Source organism: Shewanella sp. MF05956 (genome assembly GCF_059758055.1).
In genome coordinates this window covers 13,750-35,884 of sequence record NZ_JCAYNV010000017.1, presented here as the reverse complement: position 1 = coordinate 35,884, position 22,135 = coordinate 13,750, and the positions used below count along the sequence as shown (strand labels likewise).

Genomic DNA, 22,135 nt, shown 5'->3' with positions numbered 1-22,135 from the left:
ACAAAATTAAATTTAAACAGTAAAGGAAACAACTAATATGTGTGGAATCGTAGGCGCTGTTGCGCAAAGGGATGTTGCAGAAATTTTAGTAGAAGGCCTTCGTCGCCTTGAATACCGCGGTTATGACTCTGCAGGTGTTGCTGTTATTCATCAAGGTGAATTAAGCCGTACCCGTCGTTTAGGCAAAGTACAAGAGTTGTCATCAGCGTTAGACGCTGCGCCACTGGCTGGCGGAACCGGTATTGCTCACACTCGCTGGGCAACACATGGCGAACCAAGTGAACGTAATGCGCACCCACATTTATCTGAGGGTGATATTGCAGTTGTACACAACGGTATTATTGAAAACCACAACAAACTACGCGAGATGCTTAAAGGTTTAGGTTATGTGTTTTCATCAGACACCGACACCGAAGTCATTTGTCACCTTGTGCACCACGAACTTAAAACAGCTGGTACGTTATTAGCTGCAGTTCAAGCCACTGTTAAACAACTTGAAGGAGCCTACGGTACCGTGGTTATCGACCGCCGTGACAGCGAACGTATGGTTGTTGCTCGCAGTGGTAGCCCGTTAGTGATTGGTTATGGCTTAGGCGAAAACTTTGTTGCCTCTGATCAACTTGCTTTACTGCCTGTTACCCGTTCATTTGCCTTTTTAGAAGAAGGTGACGTAGCGGAAATTACCCGTCGTGACGTCAATATTTTTGATATTGACGGCAACGCCGTTCAGCGTGAAATGAAAGAGTCAGAAGTAACTCATGATGCTGGTGATAAAGGCGAATATCGTCACTACATGCTCAAAGAAATTTACGAGCAGCCTACAGCCATTGCCCATACTTTAGAGGGGCGTATCGCTGGTGGTAAGGTATTGGATTCTGCTTTTGGTGAAAATGCCGCAGAATTATTAAAAGACATTAAACACGTGCAAATTATTGCCTGTGGTACCAGTTACCATGCGGGTATGGCTGCGCGTTATTGGTTAGAAGATTGGGCTGGCGTATCGTGTAACGTTGAAATTGCATCAGAGTTTCGCTATCGCAAGTCGCACCTATTCCCAAATAGTCTATTAGTGACTATTTCACAGTCTGGTGAAACTGCTGACACATTAGCGGCAATGCGTCTTGCTAAAGAGATGGGCTATAAAGCCACTTTAACCATTTGTAACTCGGCTGGTTCATCATTAGTGCGTGAATCTGACATGGCTTACATGATGAAAGCCGGTGTAGAAATTGGTGTCGCATCAACTAAAGCCTTTACCGTACAACTTGCTGGCTTATTAATGTTAACTACGGCTATAGGTCGTCATAATGGCATGTCTAGCGACATGGAAGCCGCTATTACTCAAAGCTTGTTATCAATGCCAGCTAAAGTGGAACAAGCGCTTGGCTTAAATGATGCCATTGCAGAATTAGCAGAAGACTTTGCCGACAAACAACATGCACTATTCTTAGGCCGTGGTGATCAATATCCAATCGCAATGGAAGGCGCACTAAAGCTTAAAGAAATTTCATACATTCACGCAGAAGCTTATGCATCAGGTGAGTTAAAGCACGGCCCATTAGCGCTTATTGATGCCGATATGCCAGTGATCGTTGTCGCACCCAACAATGAGTTACTCGAAAAGCTTAAATCTAACGTTGAAGAAGTACGTGCTCGTGGCGGGTTAATGTATGTATTTGCCGATGTCGATGCTGAGTTTGAATCAGATGACACCATGAAAGTCATCCAGGTACCACATTGTGATGAGTTTATGGCACCTCTGATTTACACCATTCCACTGCAATTATTGTCATACCATGTTGCCTTAATTAAAGGTACCGATGTAGACCAACCTCGCAACCTCGCAAAAAGCGTTACGGTTGAATAAGTTTTTGATTTAATTAAAAAAGGCTTCTTGTGGAAGCCTTTTTTATTGTCTGAAAAATGCTCAAAAAATTATTATGGTATTTGGTTTTTATCTGCTAACTTGAAATTGGAGTGACATTAATCATTAACACGAGGTCGATGAGATGGATTTTATTGAACGAATAGATGTTTTATCAAAAAGGATTCCTCAAATAGCAGCCAGTTTGCAAACTGAAGAAGCCACTAAAAATGCGTTGATCATGCCATTTTTACATACAGTATTAGGTTATGATGTTTTTAATCCCAACGAGGTAATCCCTGAGTTTACTGCCGATATAGCCACGAAAAAAGGTGAGAAAGTAGACTACGCATTAGTTAAGGATGGCGAGGTACAAATTCTTATCGAATGCAAAAAATATGGTGAAAAGCTATCCATTAAACATGCAGGACAACTTTTTAGGTATTTTTCGGTTACAAACTCTCGTTTGGCCATTTTAACAAACGGCACAGAATACCAATTTTTTACCGATCTTGATGCCCCTAATAAGATGGATGAAAAACCATTTTTAACCTTAGATTTATTAAATATTGATGAGCATTTGGTTCCAGAGCTTAAGAAACTCACTAAATCTTCATTTGATGTTGAGTCTATCGTGAGTGCGGCTGGTGAACTTAAATATTTAAATCAAATAAAAAAATTGTTAAATGAGCAATTTAAAGAACCAGAAGAAGAGTTTATTAAATTTTTCGCTGCAAGAGCATATGACGGCGTACTTACACCTAAAGTTAAACAGCAATTTACTGAAATTACTAAAAAAGCCTTAAGACAATTTTTAAGTGATAGTATTAATGACAGGTTGAAATCAGCAATAGGTGGTGAACAAACGTCTAAAGTTGATGAAGACGTTCAACATGCACAAGATGATGATAAGCCTAAAATTATTACTACCAATGATGAAGTTGAAGGTTTTAATATTGTTAAAGCTATTTTAAGGCAAAAGGTTGATGCTACTAGGATTATTGCAAGAGATACCCAAAGTTATTTTGGTGTGTTATTAGATGACAATAATCGCAAACCTTTATGCCGTTTGCACTTTAATGCCAAACAAAAATATCTTGGGTTGTTCGATGTCGATAAAAATGAAACTCGGCATCCGATAGAGACTATAGATCAAATCTTTGATTTTAGTGAGATATTATTACAAACAACAACATACTATGAATAATTTACTCTTTTAGTTTAGCACCACAAAATGGTGAGTATTTAACTGCTAAAGCTTGATAACAAGCGACTGACTCATTGAGTAGTCGCTTTTTTTGATTATTATTAGCCCATTGAATGGCTGTCTTGTGTGAGTGTTTATTGTAAATTTAAAGCAGATTTAGTCTGCTTAAATAAATCGGCTCAGTAGATGAAGAGTTAACTTGAAGTTAAAAAGTAATCTTGGGCGAGAAAAACTGGCTGCTGTGACGTTATGCTTCGGTGCTGCGCTTTTTATGGCTTTTATGGTACCGAGTACAGCCCCTTTTATAGCATCAATGTTGGTGGTTATTGTTGTTGGGGTGTATATCAATATTGTGTCTGGTAAATGGTGATTTATTGATTAGTGTTGATAGATCTTAGTGAGCTATTATCGAAAATTATTCGTTTTGTGTTATGCCTCATTAAAAGTAAGTCGTTAAGTATCTTGAGTTACATTAAACAAAAAAGGGAACAGATACTGTTCCCTTTTTGATTAGGTCTATTTAACGATTACCAAACACGAGCGACAAGCCCTTTGAGGTAATAACCTTCTGGAAATGCGCTGCTAATAGGGTGGTCGCTTGCTTGGTGCATGCGTTCAATGAACTGCACTTCACGCTTGGCATCTAACGCCGCGTCGGCCACCACTTTTTGGAATAAGTCTGACTGCATTAAGCCTGAACAAGAGAAGGTGAGCAAGATGCCACCAGGGTTCATTAACTGCATGGCAATCATATTGATGTCTTTATAACCACGACATGCGCCATCTAACTGTGATTTATTATCAGCAAACTTAGGCGGGTCAAGTACGATGACATCAAAGGTTTTTCCTTCATCGCGATATTGGCGCAATAGCTTGAATACATCAGCTTCGTTGTAGTTAACGTGGTCATCATTTAGGTTATTAATTGCCATGTTGTCGCGCGCAGTTTGCAGTGCTAAACCCGATACATCGACGTTTTCAATACTGGCCGCGCCCGCTTTAGCTGCGTACAAACCAAAAGTGCCTGTGTAGCAAAAACAGTTGAGTACAGATTTACCTTTAACGAAACGAGCCGCCATAGCGCGATTGTCACGTTGGTCTAAGTAAAAACCGGTCTTATGGCCTTTAACTACATCGACTGCGATTTTAATGCCGTTTTCTTCAATGATGACTGGCATTGGTGGCAATTCACCGTGCAGTAACCCCATTACAGGCGCTAAGCCTTCTTTTTTGCGCGAATCAACATCCGAACGTTCATACACTGCGCAATTTGGATATTGCAGCACTAGCTGCTCAACAATGGTGTCGCGCCATTTTTCAGCGCCGGTACTGAGTAGTTGGCATACCAGCACATTGGCGTAACGGTCAATGGTGATACCGGGTAACCCGTCTGACTCAGCTGCAATTAAACGGTATCCCGTAAGCCCTTGCTCAATTATCAGGTCATCACGTCCGGCTTGTGCGCGTTTAATGCGTCTTGCAAAAAAGTCGCTATCAATTTCTTCTTGTTTATCGAAAGTCCATACCCTGACTTGAATCTGCGACTCGGGTGACCAAGCGCCACGACCTAACCAACGTCCGTCATGTGCGACTACGTCAACCGTGTCTCCGGCTTGAGGTTTGCCGCCATTGACGTTGTGAATGCCGTTGGAAAACACCCAAGGATGGCGACGGTCTAATGAACGTTCGCGGCCGGGTTTAAGTTTAATTCTGATAGCCATGGTATTGCCTAATGTCGATAAAAAGTGAATAAAATTTCGCGATGCGAGTCATCGTTGCCATTGTGATTAGGCATTTTATATTGATGACATTAGCGTATTGCGATGAGTGCAGATCATAGCGTGTTTTGGGTTTAAAAACCTGACAAATAAGCTCCCTACGAAGGGAATTGTTTGTTGTAGCGGCAATTATAAATCGTGGTGTGGTAATTAAGCATACAGAGGGCTGCACTAAATGAGTGTTTAAGTGTCGACACTTTACAGGGTAGAGTGAGTATTCTACCCTGGATGTAGAATAAACGCTCTACCAAGTGGGTCAGATGTTAAAGCAACAAATTGCAGCGCGATTGGAACAAGCATTTAGCCTGTATGGCTTTGCTGAACCCAGTGTGGCGCAGTTAAAAACAGCCAGTGAGGTGAGTTTACGTACCTTATATAAACATTATCCGTCGAAAGAGGCGATGATCATTGGTGCGCTTGCATACCGTCATCAACGTTATTTGGATTTTTTACAACAAGACTCACCAGCTGCTGGAATTGAAGCTATTAATCATATTTTTGCCCAACTCAAACAGTGGATGCTGCAATATGCGCCACATGGGTGTATGTCGATGAACGCCATTGCGGCTTTTCCTGATAATGCTGAAATAACCCTAGCCGTTAAACAACATAAACAAGATGTTCGCCAGTTTTTAGCTCAACAAAGCCTGCGAGCCGACTTAGCCACGCAGTTATTTTTACTCCATGAAGGCATTTTTAGTGCATGGCCTTTATTGGGGGCGGAGGCAATTGTGTCGGCTCACCAAACGGTTAAGCAACTTATGGAGATAAACTCATAATGAATACCATTCCAAGTGTTATGAAGGGCGTGCAATTACTCGGGCATGGTGGTCCTGAAATGCTGCAATACCGTGCCGATATTGCGGTTCCGACTCCACATGCTGATGAAGTGTTAATCCAAGTGTTAGCCGCAGGGATGAATAATACTGACATTAATACGCGTATCGCTTGGTATTCCAAAGCCGAAGGCGATAGCGCTGATGCGAGTTGGTCTGGTAATCCGTTAACCTTTCCACGAATTCAGGGGGCGGATGTCTGCGGTGTGATTGTTGCTGTCGGTAAGAATGTAAATCAACAACGTATTGGCGAGCGTGTGCTAATGTAAAAGGGATGTCACTGGACTTGCCTTGGTATTTTGGTTCTGAATGTGACGGAGGGTTTGCTGAATATACTGTTGTTGATGCCAAACATGCTTATGCTATTAACAGCAAGTTGACCGACGCAGAACTCGCTTCATTTCCTTGCTCTTATTCAACTGCAGAAAACATGTTAACCCGAGCAAATGTAACCGCTAACGATCGCGTGCTTATTTCAGGTGCCTCTGGCGGTGTGGGCTCTGCAGCTGTGCAGTTAGCTAAGGCTCGCGGCGCTTATGTTATTGCGATAACGAGCCCAAGTAAAAATCAACAATTGCTCGATTTAGGTGTCGATCAGATTATTGCCAGAGATGCAGATTTGGTTGATGTTTTAGGTGATAACAGCGTTAGTGTGGTGATTGATCTTGTGGCGGGAAAACAATGGCCGCAGTTTTTGTCGGTGTTAAAACCGGGTGGCCGTTATGCTGTATCTGGCGCAATTGGTGGTGCATTAGTTGAGCTGGATATCAGAACATTATACTTAAAAGATTTAAGCTTTTTTGGTTGTACTGTACTTGAGCCACAAGTCTTTCAAAATCTGGTTAATTGTATAGAACAAGGCAAAGTGAGCCCTATTATTGCCAAAACTTTTCCCTTACAAGACATTAATGCTGCGCAAGAAGTCTTTTTACAAAAACAGTATGTTGGCAAGTTAGTGTTAACAATCTGAACGGCAAAAATAAATACTCATCATAAGAGACATATTGGTAAATAACAGGTGAGGGCGTTCGATTTACTACACTGATAAAATAGATATAAAAACGGCTTACCTTCAACGGGTAAGCCGTTTTTTTGCAACTAATTCGTCTATTCCGGTTTGTTGCAATTGTCTGGTAAGTGTTGTGACCTAGTGCTTAGTTGGTTAACAATCTTAATGATAATGGTTTGCATTAGTGTGTGCATTATGTATAATCCGCGTAAATTTACATAGCTTTACACAAGCTTACAGTGCTCACTTTGAGCCATCAGGATAACCAAATGAAAAAAACGTTAATTGCGGCTACTTTATTAAGCCTGTTTGCTAGCCACTATGCTACTGCGTCTGACGAAACAACAGAATTACGCCAAATCATTGAACAGCAACAAAAAGTGTTAAAAGATCTTGAGAAGCGTCTAGAACAAACTGAACAGCGTGTAGAAACCACTGCCGATGTTGTTGAAGCAACAGCGTCTAGCAAGTCAGCAACCACCATTGGTGGTTATGGCGAATTGCATTACAACAACATTACTGACAACAAAACGGGTAACGATAAAAAAGAATTCGATTTCCACCGTTTTGTGTTATTTGTTGGCCATGAATTTAACAGCTCAACTCGTTTTTTCTCTGAACTAGAAGTTGAGCACTCCATCGCTGGTGAAGGTAAAAAAGGCGAGGTTGAGTTAGAGCAGGCTTATATCGAGCATGACTTCAATGAAATGCTTACCGGTAAAGCGGGTCTATTTTTAATGCCAGTCGGTATTATTAACGAAACTCATGAACCGAATACGTTTTACGGTGTTGAGCGTAACCCGGTAGAAAAAGACATTATCCCAGCAACATGGTGGGAAGGTGGTTTAACGCTTAACGTTAAAGCAGCTCCTGGTTTAGCATTTGATACAGCAGTGACTTCTGGTTTGTATTTAGACCAAAGCTCGGGTTACAAGATCCGAAATGGTCGTCAAAAAGTATCTGAAGCCAAAGGTGAAGATTTAGCCTATACCGGCCGTGTTAAGTACACTGCTGTACCAGGTTTAGAGCTTGCTGCCACAGTACAATATCAATCAGATTTAACGCAAGGTGAAGCGGGTGTTGATACTGCCTCTGCAACCTTAGTAACAGCACATGCTATTTACAGCATCGAAAACTTTACCGTTAAAGCATTGTTTGCTCAGTGGGACATCGACGGTCAAGAAGCTGAAGCGTTAGGTCGTGATAAGCAAAATGGTTTCTATATTGAGCCTGCTTACCGTATTAATGACCAGTTTGGTGTATTTGCTCGTTACAACGAGTGGGACAACAATGCCGGTGACAGCGCTGACACCAAGAAAAAGCAAACTAACGTGGGTGTGAACTACTGGTTACACGAAAACGTAGTGTTTAAAGCTGACTTTGAAAAAATCAGCGGTGCAGCTGATTCAGACGGCTTTAACCTAGGCGTTGGTTATCAGTTCTAAGCACTGACAAGTCTTAACGTTATTTTCGGTAAAACCGATTATCGATAAAAATGGGTGCCAACAGTGTATATTGTCGGCACCCGTATTTTTTATGATTGCTTATGGATGGTATGTGCCAATGTTTCGTTCGGTGTTAGTGTTTTTTATACTGTTGTTTGTAGGGTATATGCCAACGCATAGTGCGCAGGCTGCCACCCAATACCAGTCAAATGATGCGTTTATAAGCCAGGCATTTAACGGCAATAGCGGTGATGCCAAAGTGTTATGGCTCGATGATGATTTAAAACAAGCTGTAGAGGCAATTTTAGCCCATCGATTTACTAAAATGCGCGTGCGTTATTGGTTACATAATAATGAAACCGTGTGGATTATGGATGAGATTGGGAAAGAGTCGCCGATTACGGTGGGTATTCACGTAAAAAATCAGCAAATTGTTCAAACTAAAGTATTGGTGTACCGAGAAAGCCGTGGTGATGAAGTACGCCATGATTTTTTTACCGACCAATTTAAAGCGGCAAAATTAACTGAGCAACATCAGCTCGACAAACACATTGACGGTATTACTGGGGCTACCTTGTCGGTGAGAGCATTGACAAAACTCTCGCGCATCGCATTGTTGCTTGATGCCCATATCAATAAATAAGCCATTTTTAAGCAGGTTAGCGTGACAAAACCCTCTAGAAACAGTCTACGAATTCAATTTTTACGCGTACTTCGCCCTTGGCATCGTCGCTTAGGCTTGGCGAGCGCGTTGTTTATTCTACTGTTAACCTTAACGGGTGTGGCCATTAACCACAGTGACGACTTAGGTTTAGATAAAACCGGTGTGACTCAAGCATGGTTATTAGATTATTACGGCATTGCTGCGCCTAAGCATGTTGCTCAATTTGGCCAGGCCTCTTCTGCTTTATACATTACCGACAACTTACTGTGGCAAAATCAACAGATGATTTTAGAGGCGGCTGACACCCTAATAAGTGCCACGTATGCCAGTAATATGATCGTAGCGATAGATGCGCAGCAGTTATATTTATTTGATAAACAAGGCCAGTTACAAGAAACCCAAGGTAGCAGCACTGGGCTGCCTGCGGATTTGCTTGGGTTAGCGGTTGTTGATAATCGAGTATGGCTTAATACGGCTAATGGTATTTACCAAGCCGATGAGCAACTTATTGACTGGCAATTGGCGTCGTTACCGAATGGGTTTAATGCCTGGGTAAGCGCCAATAATGAGATAGACAAGGCCATTATTAATCGAGCCCGCAGCGCCAACTTAAGCTGGCAACGAGTCATGCTTGATTTACACAGTGGGCGCTTGTTTGGTCATTTAACGATATGGCTATGGGACTTGTTTGCCCTCGCATTATTGATGGTGTCGTTGAGCGGTTTTTGGATTTGGTTAAAACAAAAACCGCCAAGATAAACTATTTTATTCTACGATTTAACGTTCAAACTGATCGACAGTGTTGGTTAGCTTATCGGCTAAATTACTCAACTTATTACCCGCTTCACTAATTTGCTGATTTCCAGTCGATACCGACTCCCCTAGTAGTGTGAAGTCCTGCACCTTAAGCTTAACTGTGTGTGCTTGTTGTTGGGATGCTTGCGCTAGCATGGCTGATTCTTGGCTAACAGTAGCTAGAGAGAGAATGAGCTGGCGGCTTTGTTCAAGTGTTAACACTAATTGGTTTGCTAATGATACAGATTGTTGTGCTTTTTGTTGATTTGACGCCATGTTGTCAACCGCAGATTGAATCGATTCGACGATATTGGCCAGCATTGAATTGATTTCCACCGTTGAGTTATGTGTGCGCAACGCTAAGGTGCGAACTTCATCTGCCACTACTGCAAACCCTCTGCCTGTTTCGCCCGCTCTCGCGGCTTCAATGGCAGCATTCAATGATAATAAATTCGTTTGTGAGGCAATATCAGCAATGGTTTTTACCACTGTAGCCACTTGTTTGCCGGAGTTTTGTAGTGTCAGTAACATGCTCGCGGTTGTTTCAATATCTTGCGCGAGTACGCTAATGCTGTCTGCCGTTTGCTTCACTTCTTTTTGCCCTTCAACCATGCTTTGTGCACCTTGTTGAGCCGAGTCAGCTGCACTTTGAGAATGCTCAACACTCTGTTCCATTTGTTGTTCAAGCTGCGACATCACATCCACTAAACTGACAATAGTGTATTGCAGCTCATCAACTGAAGCGGATGACTTTCCGGTGGTGTTACTCAGCTGTGCCACTGTTTGGCTGATACTGGCGATAGCATCATGTACATCATTCATGCCTAAGCGGAATACCTTGATTAATCCATTGACGCTGGTGGCCACATTACTGATTTCAACAATGCATTCATCAGAGAGCTGAGCTTTTAGATTACGGTTTTGAGCAATACGAGTCAGGTCGTTTGACAGCTGTTGGATTGGACTGGCAATTTGTTTTTGCGCCGCTAAATATGCACCTACAGCCACCAATACCATAAGGCCCACCAGCACATATATCAGCAATGTATTGTCACCCAATTCTTTTTGGATGTTCATCGCATTTTGATTGGCTTGGCCAGAGATATCTTGTGCAAGTGTATCAAGGCGGTCTTTTAAGTCGTTGGCACTATTATTGAGTTTACTCAGTTGTTCGCGCGCGGTGTCCCAATCAACAGATTGCTTGCTCATGATGTTTTCTAATGATGATAACGCTGCATAAAGGGCGTCAATTTGCGGCATGAGTTGTGCTGATGTTACGGAATTGAGCTGCTGGTATTGTTGATTTAGGTTTTGTGTCAGTAAGTTTTTTTGTTCACTAAACTCACTGACACTTATTGTGGTTCCGTAAAGCGAATAGCCAATTAATACTAACTCTTTAGCATGGCTTTGAACTTTCGTAATGCTTTTTAATGCGGGTAAAGTACCATCTACAAACCCAGCAACCTCTTGTTTAACCGTTTGGTTACTGCTACTGAGTAATCCCGCGGCGACTAAGGTCATAAGCACCGTCGCAGCGTAACCTAATAGAATACGCGCTTTGATAGTGTTAAAAGCATTAAGCATAGTAAGTACCTTAGTATTATTGTCTAAAAATTAAGACCGGATAAACGTCACTTTTTGTTCAGTTTTATTATATTAGCTCATTAAGGCTTAATATCATTTATCGGCATGATTGATGACTTCTTTAAGCTAAAAAAATGAGCACCACAATGGGTGCTCATTTTTATTGATGACATCTGCGAGGTTTAAGCGACTTCGATATCATCACGTGAGGCAAATTGGATTTTTTTACCAAACACGAATCGGTTAGCGAGTAATGCGAAAGATACGCAGGCTGCTAACGTTACTGGCATTAAATGAATGTAGTGCCAGCTTGAATAGAATGGTGAAAACTCAAACGTTAATGAGGCATACAGCAATACGCCAAAGATAACCGCGCCAATGCCTGCACGAGCATCAATATTTTTGAATACCAAGCCGACAATGAATATCGACAAAATAGGCATGCTGAGTAAACCGTTTAGCTGTTGTAGTAAGTTAATAATACTTTCTGCTTGTTGATAAATAGGTACCAGAGTCAATGTCAGGATACTCAGTAACAAGGTTACCCAACCACTCAAGCGCACTACATTAGGGTCTTTCTTAATATAGGCTTCATGAATATCACATACATACAGCGCAGTTGCTGAGTTTAGCAAGCTGTTGTAGGTCGACAAAACCGCAGCGGCCATAGCGGCAGCAAATACACCAGTTAACCATGTCGGCATTAAGTCGCCAACAATGCGCCCGTAGGCTGCATCGCCGATATCGCCATACAATTTGTACGACACAATACCTGGGATAACCACAATCGCAGGGACAATTAAAATACGAATAGCGGCAGCGGCAAAGACCCCTTTTTGTGCCTCTTTAAGGGTGGGAGCCGCCATTGCACGTTGGGTGATCGTTTGGTTGGTGCCCCAGTAAAACATTTGAATAAAGATCATACCGGTAAGCAGAGTATGCCAAGGCAAAGGTGAATCATTGTCACCAATAAAGGTTAACCGTTCAGCTGGAATGTCAGAGAAATCATAGTTAATGGCATTTAAGGCTAAAAACACCACAAAAATGGCCATACCTAAAAGCAATACGCCTGAATAAGTGTCTGATACCGCAACTGCACGTAAGCCACCAAAGAAGGCATAAACCGCACCCAATGTGGCAAAAGCAACAGCAATATACATTAACGGAATGTCGACGTTAAACATGGTTTGCATAAACAGCGCCCCAGAATAAATCACCGCAGGCATGTAGATAAATGCATTACCTAAAAAGAAAATAGCGCCGATAACGGCACGTATATGTTTGTTGTTATATCGTTTTTCTAGCAGTTCGGTTGTTGTTGTACAGTTGTATTTGTAATAAACAGGCAAAAACAATTTAGCTAAAATGATTAACCCGATAACCGCAGAAAACTCCCACCAAGCCAGTAATGCCATTTGGTTACCGTTCATCCCCACCAGCTGATCGGTACTCAAATTGGTTAACGTAATTGAGCCCGCAACAAATACCCAACTTAGGCCTCCCCCAGCTAAGAAGTATTCTTTGTTTTGTGTGCTCTGTTGGCGGTTGGCACCGCGACATTTCATGTAAGTTAATAAACCAATAATTGCCGTGACAAAGGCAAATACCGATAATTGGATCATGTTTTCAGACATTGTTTTTCCTTTCCCAATCGTGTGTTGGGTATTGTTATGCTGCCGTTTTTTTACTAACTTCTAGTTTTATATTTTTAATTGGCGATAATGTTGCAACCTTATTGTGGCGTTTTATCAGGCTGTTAAGCTGAAATAACGACATCAACATGGCTTGTAACGGCGCCAAATACCCCTTGTGGTGCAGTTCAAATAAGGCATCTTTGTCGAGTGATTGCAGTTTGTCTTCGTCGATGGTGTACAAGCCAGATAAACTGGGTGTGCTGCCATCTTGGTGTTGCACTAAAATATTTATCGGACGTAATAAGCCAAGTTGGCTGATGTATTGGTTAAATTCTTGGGTGCGAATATCGTTTTTGATATCGGCTTCAAGTAACGTTTTAACTCTGGACAAATGCAGCGATGCTTTGCCGTTGGCTTCAAAAATACTCTTGCCGCTGGTGGTTGAAAACGCGGAGTGCGTTTGATCAACACCAATGGTGTATTGCTGTGGGTTTTCTGGCGACTTCATTAAGAAAAATGGAAAGGTTTGCATGTTTGCTGGCGTGTGTAATGCCGTCCATTGACCTTGTTCAATAAACAAGTTGCTCCCTTGCTCAAAACTGGTAAAGCCGGTTAATACCCATTGGCCATTTTGGCTATTACGCACATAAAAAATCGGCATACAACACGCTGCTTGACTCACTTCGGTGACTCGCAGGTTCATAATGTTTTGCTGCTGGGCAAATTGAATGGCACAGTCGTCTGTTATGCGTAAGTCTTGATGTTGTTGTGGGGTTAATTCTGTCAGTGTTTTCATATTATTATTCTACTGTTGAGAGTGAGTTAACCATTGTTCAATAAAGTCACGATGAGGCGGCAGAGTATTGAGCATCTGCTGCGTGAGCTGAACATTGCGATTTAATATTTGCGACGCTTGCGCGTGTTGTTGGTACAAGTGGGCGTGTTGCGAATAGTCTGGCGTAAACTCCATACCATAAAGAACATACTGATAACTGGCCGCAGGGAATAGTTCATTTGGCCCATTAAAGTCTTTGCTGGTGGGGCCTCTAAATGCCCACATGCTCAGGTCGTCTTGTAGGCTTTGCGGGATAGAGTCTGGATTACAGTGCGCCTGCCAATAAGGTTCTGGACGTTTGGTTAACATGTAATGCAGTTTTAAAAAGTCGACGATACGACCCCAGCGATAATCCATTTGTTGGTTAAAGCGTTTGGCCGTTAATGCCATGACGTTATCGTTAACCGGTAAATTATCAGCAATGTAGCGGGCTGATATTTCTATCAGCATAATGGCGGTCGCTTCAAGTGGTTCTACAAATCCTGCCGCCATACCTACAGCGACACAGTTATTTTGCCAAAAACGTTCACGGTGGCCGCTTTGGTAACGAATATGCTTTACGGGTAATCCGTCTGCTTTAGGACCAATATAACGACGTAAATTGGCTTCTGCTTGTTCGTCGCTCATAAAGCGGCTTGAGTAAACATGACCTACGCCGCGGCGGTGCGTTAAGCCGATATCCCAAATCCAACCAGAATCTTGTGCGGTGGCGATAGTGTGTGACGCAATGGGACTGTCGGCATTGTCGTAAGGCACTTGCATGGCGATTGCGCGGTCATTAAACAGTACATGGTCGAGCTTAATAAAAGGAACGTTTAAGGTTTTTCCGAGCAATAACGATGCAAACCCGGTGCAGTCGATAAATAAATCACCTTCGATAGGAGCTTGATCGATAAGTGTTACATTGCTGATATTACCTTGGCTGTCGACGCTAGCATGGTCGACCGTACCAATAATGTGATTAACGTTGAGCTGGCTTTTACAGTGTTGTTTGAGCAAGTCGGCAAAGGCGCCAGCGTCGAGGTGGTAGGCATAGTTGCATGTGCCTTGATAGTCACCCTCTGCCATGCTGCGCGGTGCAAGGCCTGACTCGCAAATAGCATGTTGAAAATTGGTTTGTTCGGCGTAATCTTTAATATTATCAATATATGGCGCCAAATCGAGGCGGCCGTAGCCCAATGGTACGGTAAAAGGGTGATAATAAAAGTCGCCATTGCCATGCACCCAGCTGACAAATTTGCCGCCTTGTTTAAACGTCGCATGACACTTTCTAAAAACGTCACTTTCGTTCAACCCTATCTGTTGTAGGGTATTTTTCATGGTTGGCCAGGTACCTTCTCCCACCCCCACAGTCGGAATATCTGACGATTCGATTAAGCTTATGTCTATTGTCTGTGTCTGGCCTGTTTGGTTTTTATGATGCGATGCAATGATTGCTGCCGTTAACCAGCCCGCTGTTCCGCCGCCCACAATGATTATTTTTTTTACTGCTTTTGCCATTGGGTTAACATCCTGTTTGCAATTGAGTGCTTAAACACTATCACAAGGTGAAGTTTGTCGGTCTTGTTATAAACAAAAAGACAGGTGCGCTTGCACCTGTCTTTTTAAGGCTTATAACTTAGAACTTGCCTCTTAACCCTACTGCGTAGCGTGAACCGTTGTCTTCAACCGAGTAAACCTGGTTGGCGAAACGACCTGTTTGCACTAGCTCTTCTTCAGTGATGTTAATGCCTTCAACAAAAACAGATACATTTTCGTTGATATCATAGCTCGCGCTAATATCCCACTGTCCGAAGGTTTCAGTTTTAATTGGCTCACCGTTAAAACCGTTATCTAGCTGACGTAAAAAGCCTTCACGGTTGTTAAATGCAACACGTGCTTGCCAGTTATCTTGCTCGTAGAACACGATTAAGTTTTGTGAGTCACCTAAACCTTCAAGTGCGAAGCTTTGGGTAGAGTTAGCATCCACTTTAACGTTGCTATCTACTACGGTCGCGTTAGCTGTTACACCAAAACCGTTGTCGAATACGTGAGTTAACGCAATTTCGTAACCGGTAATACGTGCTGATTCACCATTGCGTGGGCGTGTCACTGTATACACTTCAGACTGACCATTTAGCTCTTCTGTGGTTGCCACAACGTCGCTAGTACATAGGTCTGAGTTAGTGGTGCTACAGTTGAAATCAGGACCACTACGGTCGGTCATTTGGTACGTTTCATCACCAGTTAAGCTCACGATAAAATCGTCAACTTCTTTGCTGAAGAATGCAAAGCTAAATAAGCTTGCATCGTCGTAATACCACTCGTAAGACACGTCCCAGTTTTCAGAACGGAATGGCTCTAGTGCAGGGTTACCACCACTTGCGGTTAAGTTTTGACGGCGTGGCTCATTAAAGTTTGTCGCAGGCGAAAGCTGAGACATGGTTGGGCGAGTTAATGAGTCATACACTGCAAAGCGTAAAACCATATCATCTTGCAGATCTAACTTAATGTTTAAACTTGGTAATAAGTTAGAGTAAGACGTACCTTGAGTGATGTCATTAGCAGGGCCATACACGTTAGCAAATAAGGTTGCATCGCTGGTAGGAACTACGTCAGAGATATAGCTTTGTACTGCACTCACATCCACATCTGTGTTTGAGTAACGCGCACCAAAATCAACGGTTAATGGCATATCGCCAACGTCATACATAAACGTGAAGTTCATGTATAGGCTGGTGACATCTTCATTAATGGTATAACGGTTGTTTTGTAATGTTGGCGTAATGGGATAGCCTTCAGCAGCTAAATAATCCACCATCGCATCGCCATCATAGGTGTAGAAGGTGTCGATTAAGCCAGAGAAATAGTTATTGGCTGTGTAAGGTCTAAAGTCAATCGCGTCGATTGGAGCATCTGTGCCGTAACCACAGAATTGACACTGACTACCAAAGATTTGATAGCTCGACTTTTCACGTTCTTGACGATAAACACCAAATTTAGCTTTAGTGAAAACTAACGAATCTGGGGTGTACTCAAAATCAGCTTTGAATTCAGTGATTTCATCTTCATCAGTGAATTGATTACCTTTTTCGTTGTAATGTAAGCGCGCTAGATTAGCATCTGGCAAGCTGCCATTTGTAAATCCATCGTGTAATACCGTTGGCACGCCGCCAGTACCGTCAAATGAATAGCTGTTGGTCATCCCCACAACGTTAAAGCGGTCACGGCCAGCGCGATCGTTTTCTGCATTTGAGTTTGATACGTCAAATTTAGCGACTAACTGCTCAGTGACATCCCATTTAACATTTAAGCCAACACCGCTGTTAGTGACATCGCGAGAGTTACGTGTGTGCGATACAAAGTCGGTTGCTGGATCGCCACTGCCTTGATGTAAGCCAACATCCTGGCTAAAGGTTAATAGCGTCCCAGTAGAAGGGTCAATCGTGGCACTGCCGACACGATCGGGTTCAAACCATGAGGCTAAATCGGTCACTTGTGAGTCGACTTCAAACTTAGAGATAAAGCCGTCTAAAGTAATGCTGACATCGTCAGAGGGTGCATATTGAAAAACTAAACTGGCGTTGGTACGAGTACGGTCTTGCTCATCAACGATTTGGTCCCAGTTACGTGGGATATAGGCATTAGTGAATAATACGCCATCACGTGCGTTAGAAATCGTTTGACCACCGCGCCAGCCAGCTGTATTGATTTGGTTAACTTGAACACTGCGTTCTTGGTGGCTTACAGCCAATAACACACCCATGGTTTCGTCATTAAAGGTGTTACTGATTAAGCCTGAAAACGCAGGCGATACGTCTTCTGAAAGGCTTTCGTACATGCCTTTTACTGACCCTACAATTTGCAAGCCGCTGTAATCAAATGGACGTGCAGTTGTTAGGTCGATAGTTCCGCCAATGCCGCCTTCTTGCATGCTAGCATTAGTGGTTTTGTATACGTTGGCGCCGGTAATTTGCTCAGCCGCTAAAATGTCGAAGTTAAACTCACGACCCGCACTGTCGGTTGCCATTTGGCGGCCGTTAACCAGTACCGTGTTAAATTGTGGGCCAAAACCACGAACGGTAACGGCTTGACCTTCGCCGCCGCTACGGTCAATAGAGACACCTGTAATACGTTGTAATGACTCAGCAACGTTTAAGTCTGGAAATTTACCCAGATCTTCTGCCGAAATGCCATCTGAAACCACTGATGCGGATTTCTTGTCGGCCATAGAGTTTTTTAAACTGCTGCGGATCCCTTTTACAGCAATGACTTCAATTTGCTCATTGGCTTGAGTGTCAGCTTCTGCTGCTGTTACTCCGTGAACACTGCCTATTGCCCCAGCAATAGCAAGTGCTAACGTCGTTCTCTTGCCAAAAGTAGCGATTCCTTTTGTAGACATTTTTCTTCCCCCAGTTGATGTTATTGCTTTTTTATAAATATTGATTTTTTAATTAAAGCTTATTTATCTTATAAATATAGTAATTGAGGTTAAATATCAACCTTTTCTTAACAATGTGATACTGATCGCTTAGCATTTTTTGATTTTTTTTACTCATTGTTGAGCGTTAATTACATCAGTATTGCAGGTTGCTTTATTTTACGTGGTTGTTTTTGTATATTTTTCAAATGCTTGAGTCACTCTGTTTTGAGCGAATTCAATGTGGCTCAGTTCAATATATGTTGATGGCTTGTTAATTCAGAACGGTGATTTCTTAAAAATAAACTGTCAAATATCGACAGTTTATTTTCAGAATGGTAATCGCCAAATGACTAAGACTTAGGCGTTTTCATATCCCATGACATGCCTGTCGCGTAGCGATGGGCAAATCCTTTCCATGCGGGTGTTGGGTTGCCTTGGGCATCTTGTTCGTTTGATTGGCCATTGAGTTGTAAGAATGCACATTTATCTTGTTGATTTTTAACATGACAATCCATCATGGCTAATGCGAAGTGTTTATTGATGGTGTTGAGTTGAGTGTTGCTCCATGCTGGCTCAAAGTAATGGCCAAGGTCTATTTCATTTTGGTAAGCAACTTGTGGTGCAGGATGAGGTGCTATGTTGTGGCGTGCGTTGTGATAGGTAAGCATATAAGTGCTGTCGCCACCAGTTTGTTGGTATAGCGATTGGATGCCTTTGTATCCTGAAATATCATCAAGATCGCCAGAAACATATAACGTTGGCGTAGTGATTTTGGCAAGCGACTCAGGATTAAACAGTTGATAGTTACCGCCCCAAGGTGCCATGGCTATCATGGCTTTCCATTTAGGGTCGACTTTTGCTGGTGCAGATTGACCACCAGCACAGGTATTGAGCAATGCAATCGCACCATTAATCACATTCACATCTTTACTGCCGGTAAACGTGGCCGCGGTTTGTTGATTAAATTGGTAACAGCCGCCAACGGTATTTACCGCACCATAGCCGCCCATTGAATAACCAATTAATCCAGCACGTTGAGTGTCGATTATGCTGCTAACAAAATTGTCTGTGCTAGTAAAATAATCAAGAGTAAATTGCTGATCGCGAGAGCGATTCAGTAGCGTACTAAAAAAACCGCTAAACGGTGCATTAACCATGTCGACGTCGGCATTGGTCGAGTCGGTATGATCAAGTGCTGCCACGACATAACCGTGTGAGGCTAAATGCTCTGCCAAATAAAACATAATGGTGCGATAACCTGTATAGCCGTGCGATAACACCACTAATGGGAATGGCTGGCCTGTTAAGTTAACCACTTCGGCTTCGCGAGTGGCATTGCCTTGTAATGCAAAGGGTAAGCCTAAGCGCGTTTCGTCACGGTAAACCGCTTTGGGTGTGGTCGTTGGGGTTTTATTGCTTGGGTACCAGACTTCTACGGTTAGCTTGCGGTCTTCAAGGGTTTGGCTGCTTGGGTTATATTGCTGTTTATTCACCAGCTGAACGGTTTTTACGCCAACTGGATATTGGCCAACTTGAGCTAATTCTGGTAAAGCTTCTTTGGGCAACTGTGTTGGGTAAAGCTGTTCTGGTTGCGGTGCAGGTTTTACGTCAGTGCTAAGTGTTTTTGCAGTCACTACTGAGGTCGTACCTAGGCATATAAGTGCTGCACAAATGAGTGTTTTTTTGAACATATCAATGCTGTCCTTTTCGGTAGTTCATTTCCATAAGCATCAATTAGGCTGATGCATAGCGGGCGCTAGTTCATGCCCGCATAGATGACTGTTTGATTAATGATGGTCGATTTAGAATGGCTGTACTGTCAGTCCGTTACCTGCGGTACACACATAGATGTCGGCTTGCAGGTTAAACTTGGCAAAGTAATGCTGTTCAACCGCTTGCTGAATGACCGCCACATCTTCATGACGACATAAACAAACAATCGCACCGCCAAAACCACCTCCTGTCATGCGTACTGCACCACGATCGCCCAGAGCTTGTTGGCAAATTTGCACTAGGCCGTCGGTTGCTGGCACGGTCACTTCAAAGTCATGCTTGAGTGACTGGTGCGATGCGGTCATCAATATTCGCAGTTGTTCAATGTCGTTATTGGCTAGCGCTTTGGTGGCGGCAATCACGCGGTCGTTTTCGGTAATAACATGATGGGCGCGGGCAAATTCGTCTGCGCTCATTTGCGGTTTTGTTTGTGCTAGTAATGTCAAATTAGCGTCGCGTAACGTGGTTAGGCCCATTTTGCTTGCAGCTTGTTCACAGTCTATGCGGCGTTGGTTGTATTCACTGTCGACTAATTTACGTGGATAGTTTGAATTAACAATTACAATCGATAAGTCGGTAGGAATGGTTACCGCTTGAGTGTGTAGATTTTGGCAGTCAATCAATAAGGCTTGGTCTTGTTGACCTTTTGCTGAAATAAGCTGATCCATAATGCCGCATTGGCAATCCATAAAGTCGTTTTCGGCTTCTTGGCCAAATAACGCAATTTGCTCTTCGCTAAGATTCAAACCACACACGTGATTGAACATACCTGCAATCGCCACTTCAAGGGCGGCAGATGATGATAAACCACTGCCTTGAGGGACGTTGCTTTCAATCAGTAAATCAACCCCTTTGAGCTGGTGGCCCGCCCGGTTTAGCACAAAAGCGACTGCACGAATGTAGTTACCCCATTGCGAGCTACCTTGAGTAATCGTTTGATTAACCTCAAAGCCTTCTTGCTCATTAGGATACATGGTCGAGATAACATTAACGTTATTGTCGTCGCGTAAACGAAAAAGCACTTGAGTGCGAAATGTTAAGGCGCAAGGTAAAACATACCCTTGGTTGTAATCGGTAAATTCACCTATTAAATTAACACGACCCGGTGCGCTGACCACACCTTGCGCATCTGATCCATATTGCTGGGTAAACAATGCCTGCAGCGCGTTGTTAGTCATGTTGATTTCCTTCGGTGTAGTGTACGTCGCTGGCATTTTTTAATATTTTTGCAGCGGTTTCAGGGCTTAAATCGCGTTGGCTTTCGGCTAGCATCTCATAGCCGACCATGTGTTTTTTTACCGTAGCAGAACGCAATAACGGTGGATAAAAGTGTGCATGCATGCGCCAGTGGCTATCATCGTCTAAGTCACTTGGGGCGCAGTGCCAACCCATTGAGTATGGGAAACTACAATTAAACACGTTGTCATAACGAGTAGTGAGCACTTTTATGGCGTCAGCGAGAGCGGTTGATTGCGCTTCAGTTAATTGGCCAAAATGACGTACGTCATCTTTACTCACTAATAACGTTTCAAATGGCCATGCCGCCCAAAATGGTACAACAACTAGCCAGTGGTCATTTTGGTATACCACGCGTTCACCATCGGCAATTTCACGCTTAACATAATCGGCGAGTAAATTGCTGCCGTGTGTTTGTTGATATTGATGTTGGCTGGCTTGTTCTAATTGGATTTCTGTCGATAAATGGTTGTGCGCCCAAACCTGCCCATGTGGGTGCGGTTGTGAGCAGCCCATTACAGCGCCTTTATTTTCAAAAATATGCACACAAGCATACTGAGCAGACAATTCTATATAGTGCTGTTTCCAGGTATCGACAACGTCTTTAATCTCATTAACAGGCAGCTCGGGTAGGGTTTTATTGTGTTTAGGTGAAAAGCAAATCACCCGGCACTCACCCGTAGCGGCTTCTATTTCAAATAATGGGTTTGTTTCAAGTTGTGCTGCTTGCTCCGCGACCTGTGGAATGAGTGCACCAAAGTCATTGGTGAACACAAATGTTTTGTCATATTGAGGATTATGGACATCATTAGCGCGTTGATTACCTGGACACAATGGGCATGTCTCATCGTGTTCTGGTAGGTTTGAAGGGGCATTTTTCTCAGTCGCACCTAACCATGGGCGGTTATTTCTGTGCGGCGACACTAGCACCCAATTACCCGTTAACGGGTTTTTTCGTCTGTGGGTAAATTCAAACTGGCTCATGGCAATCCTTTTATCTATGTTGATGCTGTTGCTTTACCGTTTTGTTGGGCAACATTCATGCGACGATAAATTATACAAATTTAATTTAT

Annotated in this window: 16 protein-coding genes and 1 pseudogene; 8 read left to right on the top strand and 9 right to left on the bottom strand. The window is 42.9% G+C overall.

What is annotated here, in order from left to right; translation table 11 throughout:
- Nucleotides 1-37 precede the first annotated feature (37 nt).
- The 3 genes from glmS (at nt 38) to AC19MX_RS17230 (ending at nt 3,441) form a co-directional block, all read left to right on the top strand.
- Nucleotides 38-1,867 (top strand): glutamine--fructose-6-phosphate transaminase (isomerizing), encoded by a 1,830-nt coding sequence (glmS, locus tag AC19MX_RS17240; protein WP_498299278.1) that lies wholly within the window; start codon nt 38-40, stop codon nt 1,865-1,867.
- A 142-nt stretch (nt 1,868-2,009) separates the two neighbouring features.
- Nucleotides 2,010-3,071 (top strand): type I restriction endonuclease, encoded by a 1,062-nt coding sequence (locus AC19MX_RS17235; protein WP_188958529.1) that lies wholly within the window; start codon nt 2,010-2,012, stop codon nt 3,069-3,071.
- Between the two features lie 199 nt (nt 3,072-3,270).
- Nucleotides 3,271-3,441, top strand: a complete 171-nt coding sequence (locus tag AC19MX_RS17230; protein ID WP_498299277.1) for a hypothetical protein — start codon at nt 3,271-3,273, stop codon at nt 3,439-3,441.
- A gap of 157 nt (nt 3,442-3,598) precedes the next feature.
- On the opposite strand, the gene AC19MX_RS17225 is transcribed toward AC19MX_RS17230, so the two are convergent.
- The gene (locus AC19MX_RS17225; protein ID WP_498299276.1) at nt 3,599-4,792 is read right to left on the bottom strand and encodes a class I SAM-dependent rRNA methyltransferase; all 1,194 of its coding nucleotides are present in this window, start codon (nt 4,790-4,792) and stop codon (nt 3,599-3,601) included.
- A gap of 317 nt (nt 4,793-5,109) precedes the next feature.
- On the opposite strand from AC19MX_RS17225, the gene AC19MX_RS17220 reads away from it, so the two are divergent.
- The 5 genes and pseudogenes from AC19MX_RS17220 to AC19MX_RS17200 all read left to right on the top strand — a co-directional run bounded on the left by AC19MX_RS17220 (nt 5,110) and on the right by AC19MX_RS17200 (nt 9,562).
- Complete coding sequence (locus tag AC19MX_RS17220; protein ID WP_498299275.1) at nt 5,110-5,628, top strand: TetR/AcrR family transcriptional regulator; 519 nt, start codon at nt 5,110-5,112, stop codon at nt 5,626-5,628.
- A pseudogene (locus AC19MX_RS17215) lies at nt 5,628-6,655 on the top strand (alcohol dehydrogenase family protein). The gene AC19MX_RS17220 and the pseudogene AC19MX_RS17215 overlap by 1 nt, the downstream one beginning before the upstream one ends.
- 308 nt (nt 6,656-6,963) lie before the next feature.
- On the top strand, nt 6,964-8,139 hold the full coding sequence (locus tag AC19MX_RS17210; protein WP_498299274.1) for a porin: 1,176 nt from the start codon (nt 6,964-6,966) through the stop codon (nt 8,137-8,139).
- A 166-nt stretch (nt 8,140-8,305) separates the two neighbouring features.
- On the top strand, nt 8,306-8,782 hold the full coding sequence (locus AC19MX_RS17205; protein ID WP_498299315.1) for an FMN-binding protein: 477 nt from the start codon (nt 8,306-8,308) through the stop codon (nt 8,780-8,782).
- 21 nt (nt 8,783-8,803) lie between these two features.
- Nucleotides 8,804-9,562, top strand: coding sequence for a PepSY-associated TM helix domain-containing protein (locus AC19MX_RS17200; RefSeq protein WP_498299273.1), 759 nt, complete (start codon nt 8,804-8,806; stop codon nt 9,560-9,562).
- An 18-nt stretch (nt 9,563-9,580) separates the two neighbouring features.
- On the opposite strand, the gene AC19MX_RS17195 is transcribed toward AC19MX_RS17200, so the two are convergent.
- The 8 genes from AC19MX_RS17195 to AC19MX_RS17160 all read right to left on the bottom strand — a co-directional run bounded on the left by AC19MX_RS17195 (nt 9,581) and on the right by AC19MX_RS17160 (nt 22,046).
- Nucleotides 9,581-11,182: a methyl-accepting chemotaxis protein gene (locus AC19MX_RS17195; protein ID WP_498299272.1), complete on the bottom strand. Its 1,602-nt coding sequence runs from the start codon at nt 11,180-11,182 to the stop codon at nt 9,581-9,583.
- 182 nt (nt 11,183-11,364) lie between these two features.
- Nucleotides 11,365-12,816: an SLC5 family protein gene (locus AC19MX_RS17190; RefSeq protein WP_498299271.1), complete on the bottom strand. Its 1,452-nt coding sequence runs from the start codon at nt 12,814-12,816 to the stop codon at nt 11,365-11,367.
- A gap of 34 nt (nt 12,817-12,850) precedes the next feature.
- On the bottom strand, nt 12,851-13,612 hold the full coding sequence (locus AC19MX_RS17185) for a SapC family protein (RefSeq protein WP_432403409.1): 762 nt from the start codon (nt 13,610-13,612) through the stop codon (nt 12,851-12,853).
- Nucleotides 13,613-13,621: 9 nt separating this feature from the next.
- Nucleotides 13,622-15,151 carry a tryptophan halogenase family protein gene (locus AC19MX_RS17180; RefSeq protein WP_498299270.1) on the bottom strand — a complete coding sequence of 510 codons (1,530 nt, stop codon included), beginning with the start codon at nt 15,149-15,151 and terminating at the stop codon, nt 13,622-13,624.
- A 118-nt stretch (nt 15,152-15,269) separates the two neighbouring features.
- Nucleotides 15,270-18,032 (bottom strand): TonB-dependent receptor, encoded by a 2,763-nt coding sequence (locus AC19MX_RS17175; protein ID WP_498299269.1) that lies wholly within the window; start codon nt 18,030-18,032, stop codon nt 15,270-15,272.
- Between the two features lie 371 nt (nt 18,033-18,403).
- Nucleotides 18,404-19,744 (bottom strand): alpha/beta hydrolase family protein, encoded by a 1,341-nt coding sequence (locus AC19MX_RS17170; protein WP_498299268.1) that lies wholly within the window; start codon nt 19,742-19,744, stop codon nt 18,404-18,406.
- A gap of 111 nt (nt 19,745-19,855) precedes the next feature.
- Nucleotides 19,856-21,004, bottom strand: coding sequence for a galactokinase (gene galK / locus AC19MX_RS17165; RefSeq protein WP_498299267.1), 1,149 nt, complete (start codon nt 21,002-21,004; stop codon nt 19,856-19,858).
- Entirely contained in the window at nt 20,997-22,046 is a 1,050-nt protein-coding gene (locus tag AC19MX_RS17160) for a UDP-glucose--hexose-1-phosphate uridylyltransferase (protein ID WP_498299266.1), read from the bottom strand. Before AC19MX_RS17160 ends, galK begins: the two co-directional genes overlap by 8 nt.
- Between the last annotated feature and the right edge of the window lie 89 nt (nt 22,047-22,135).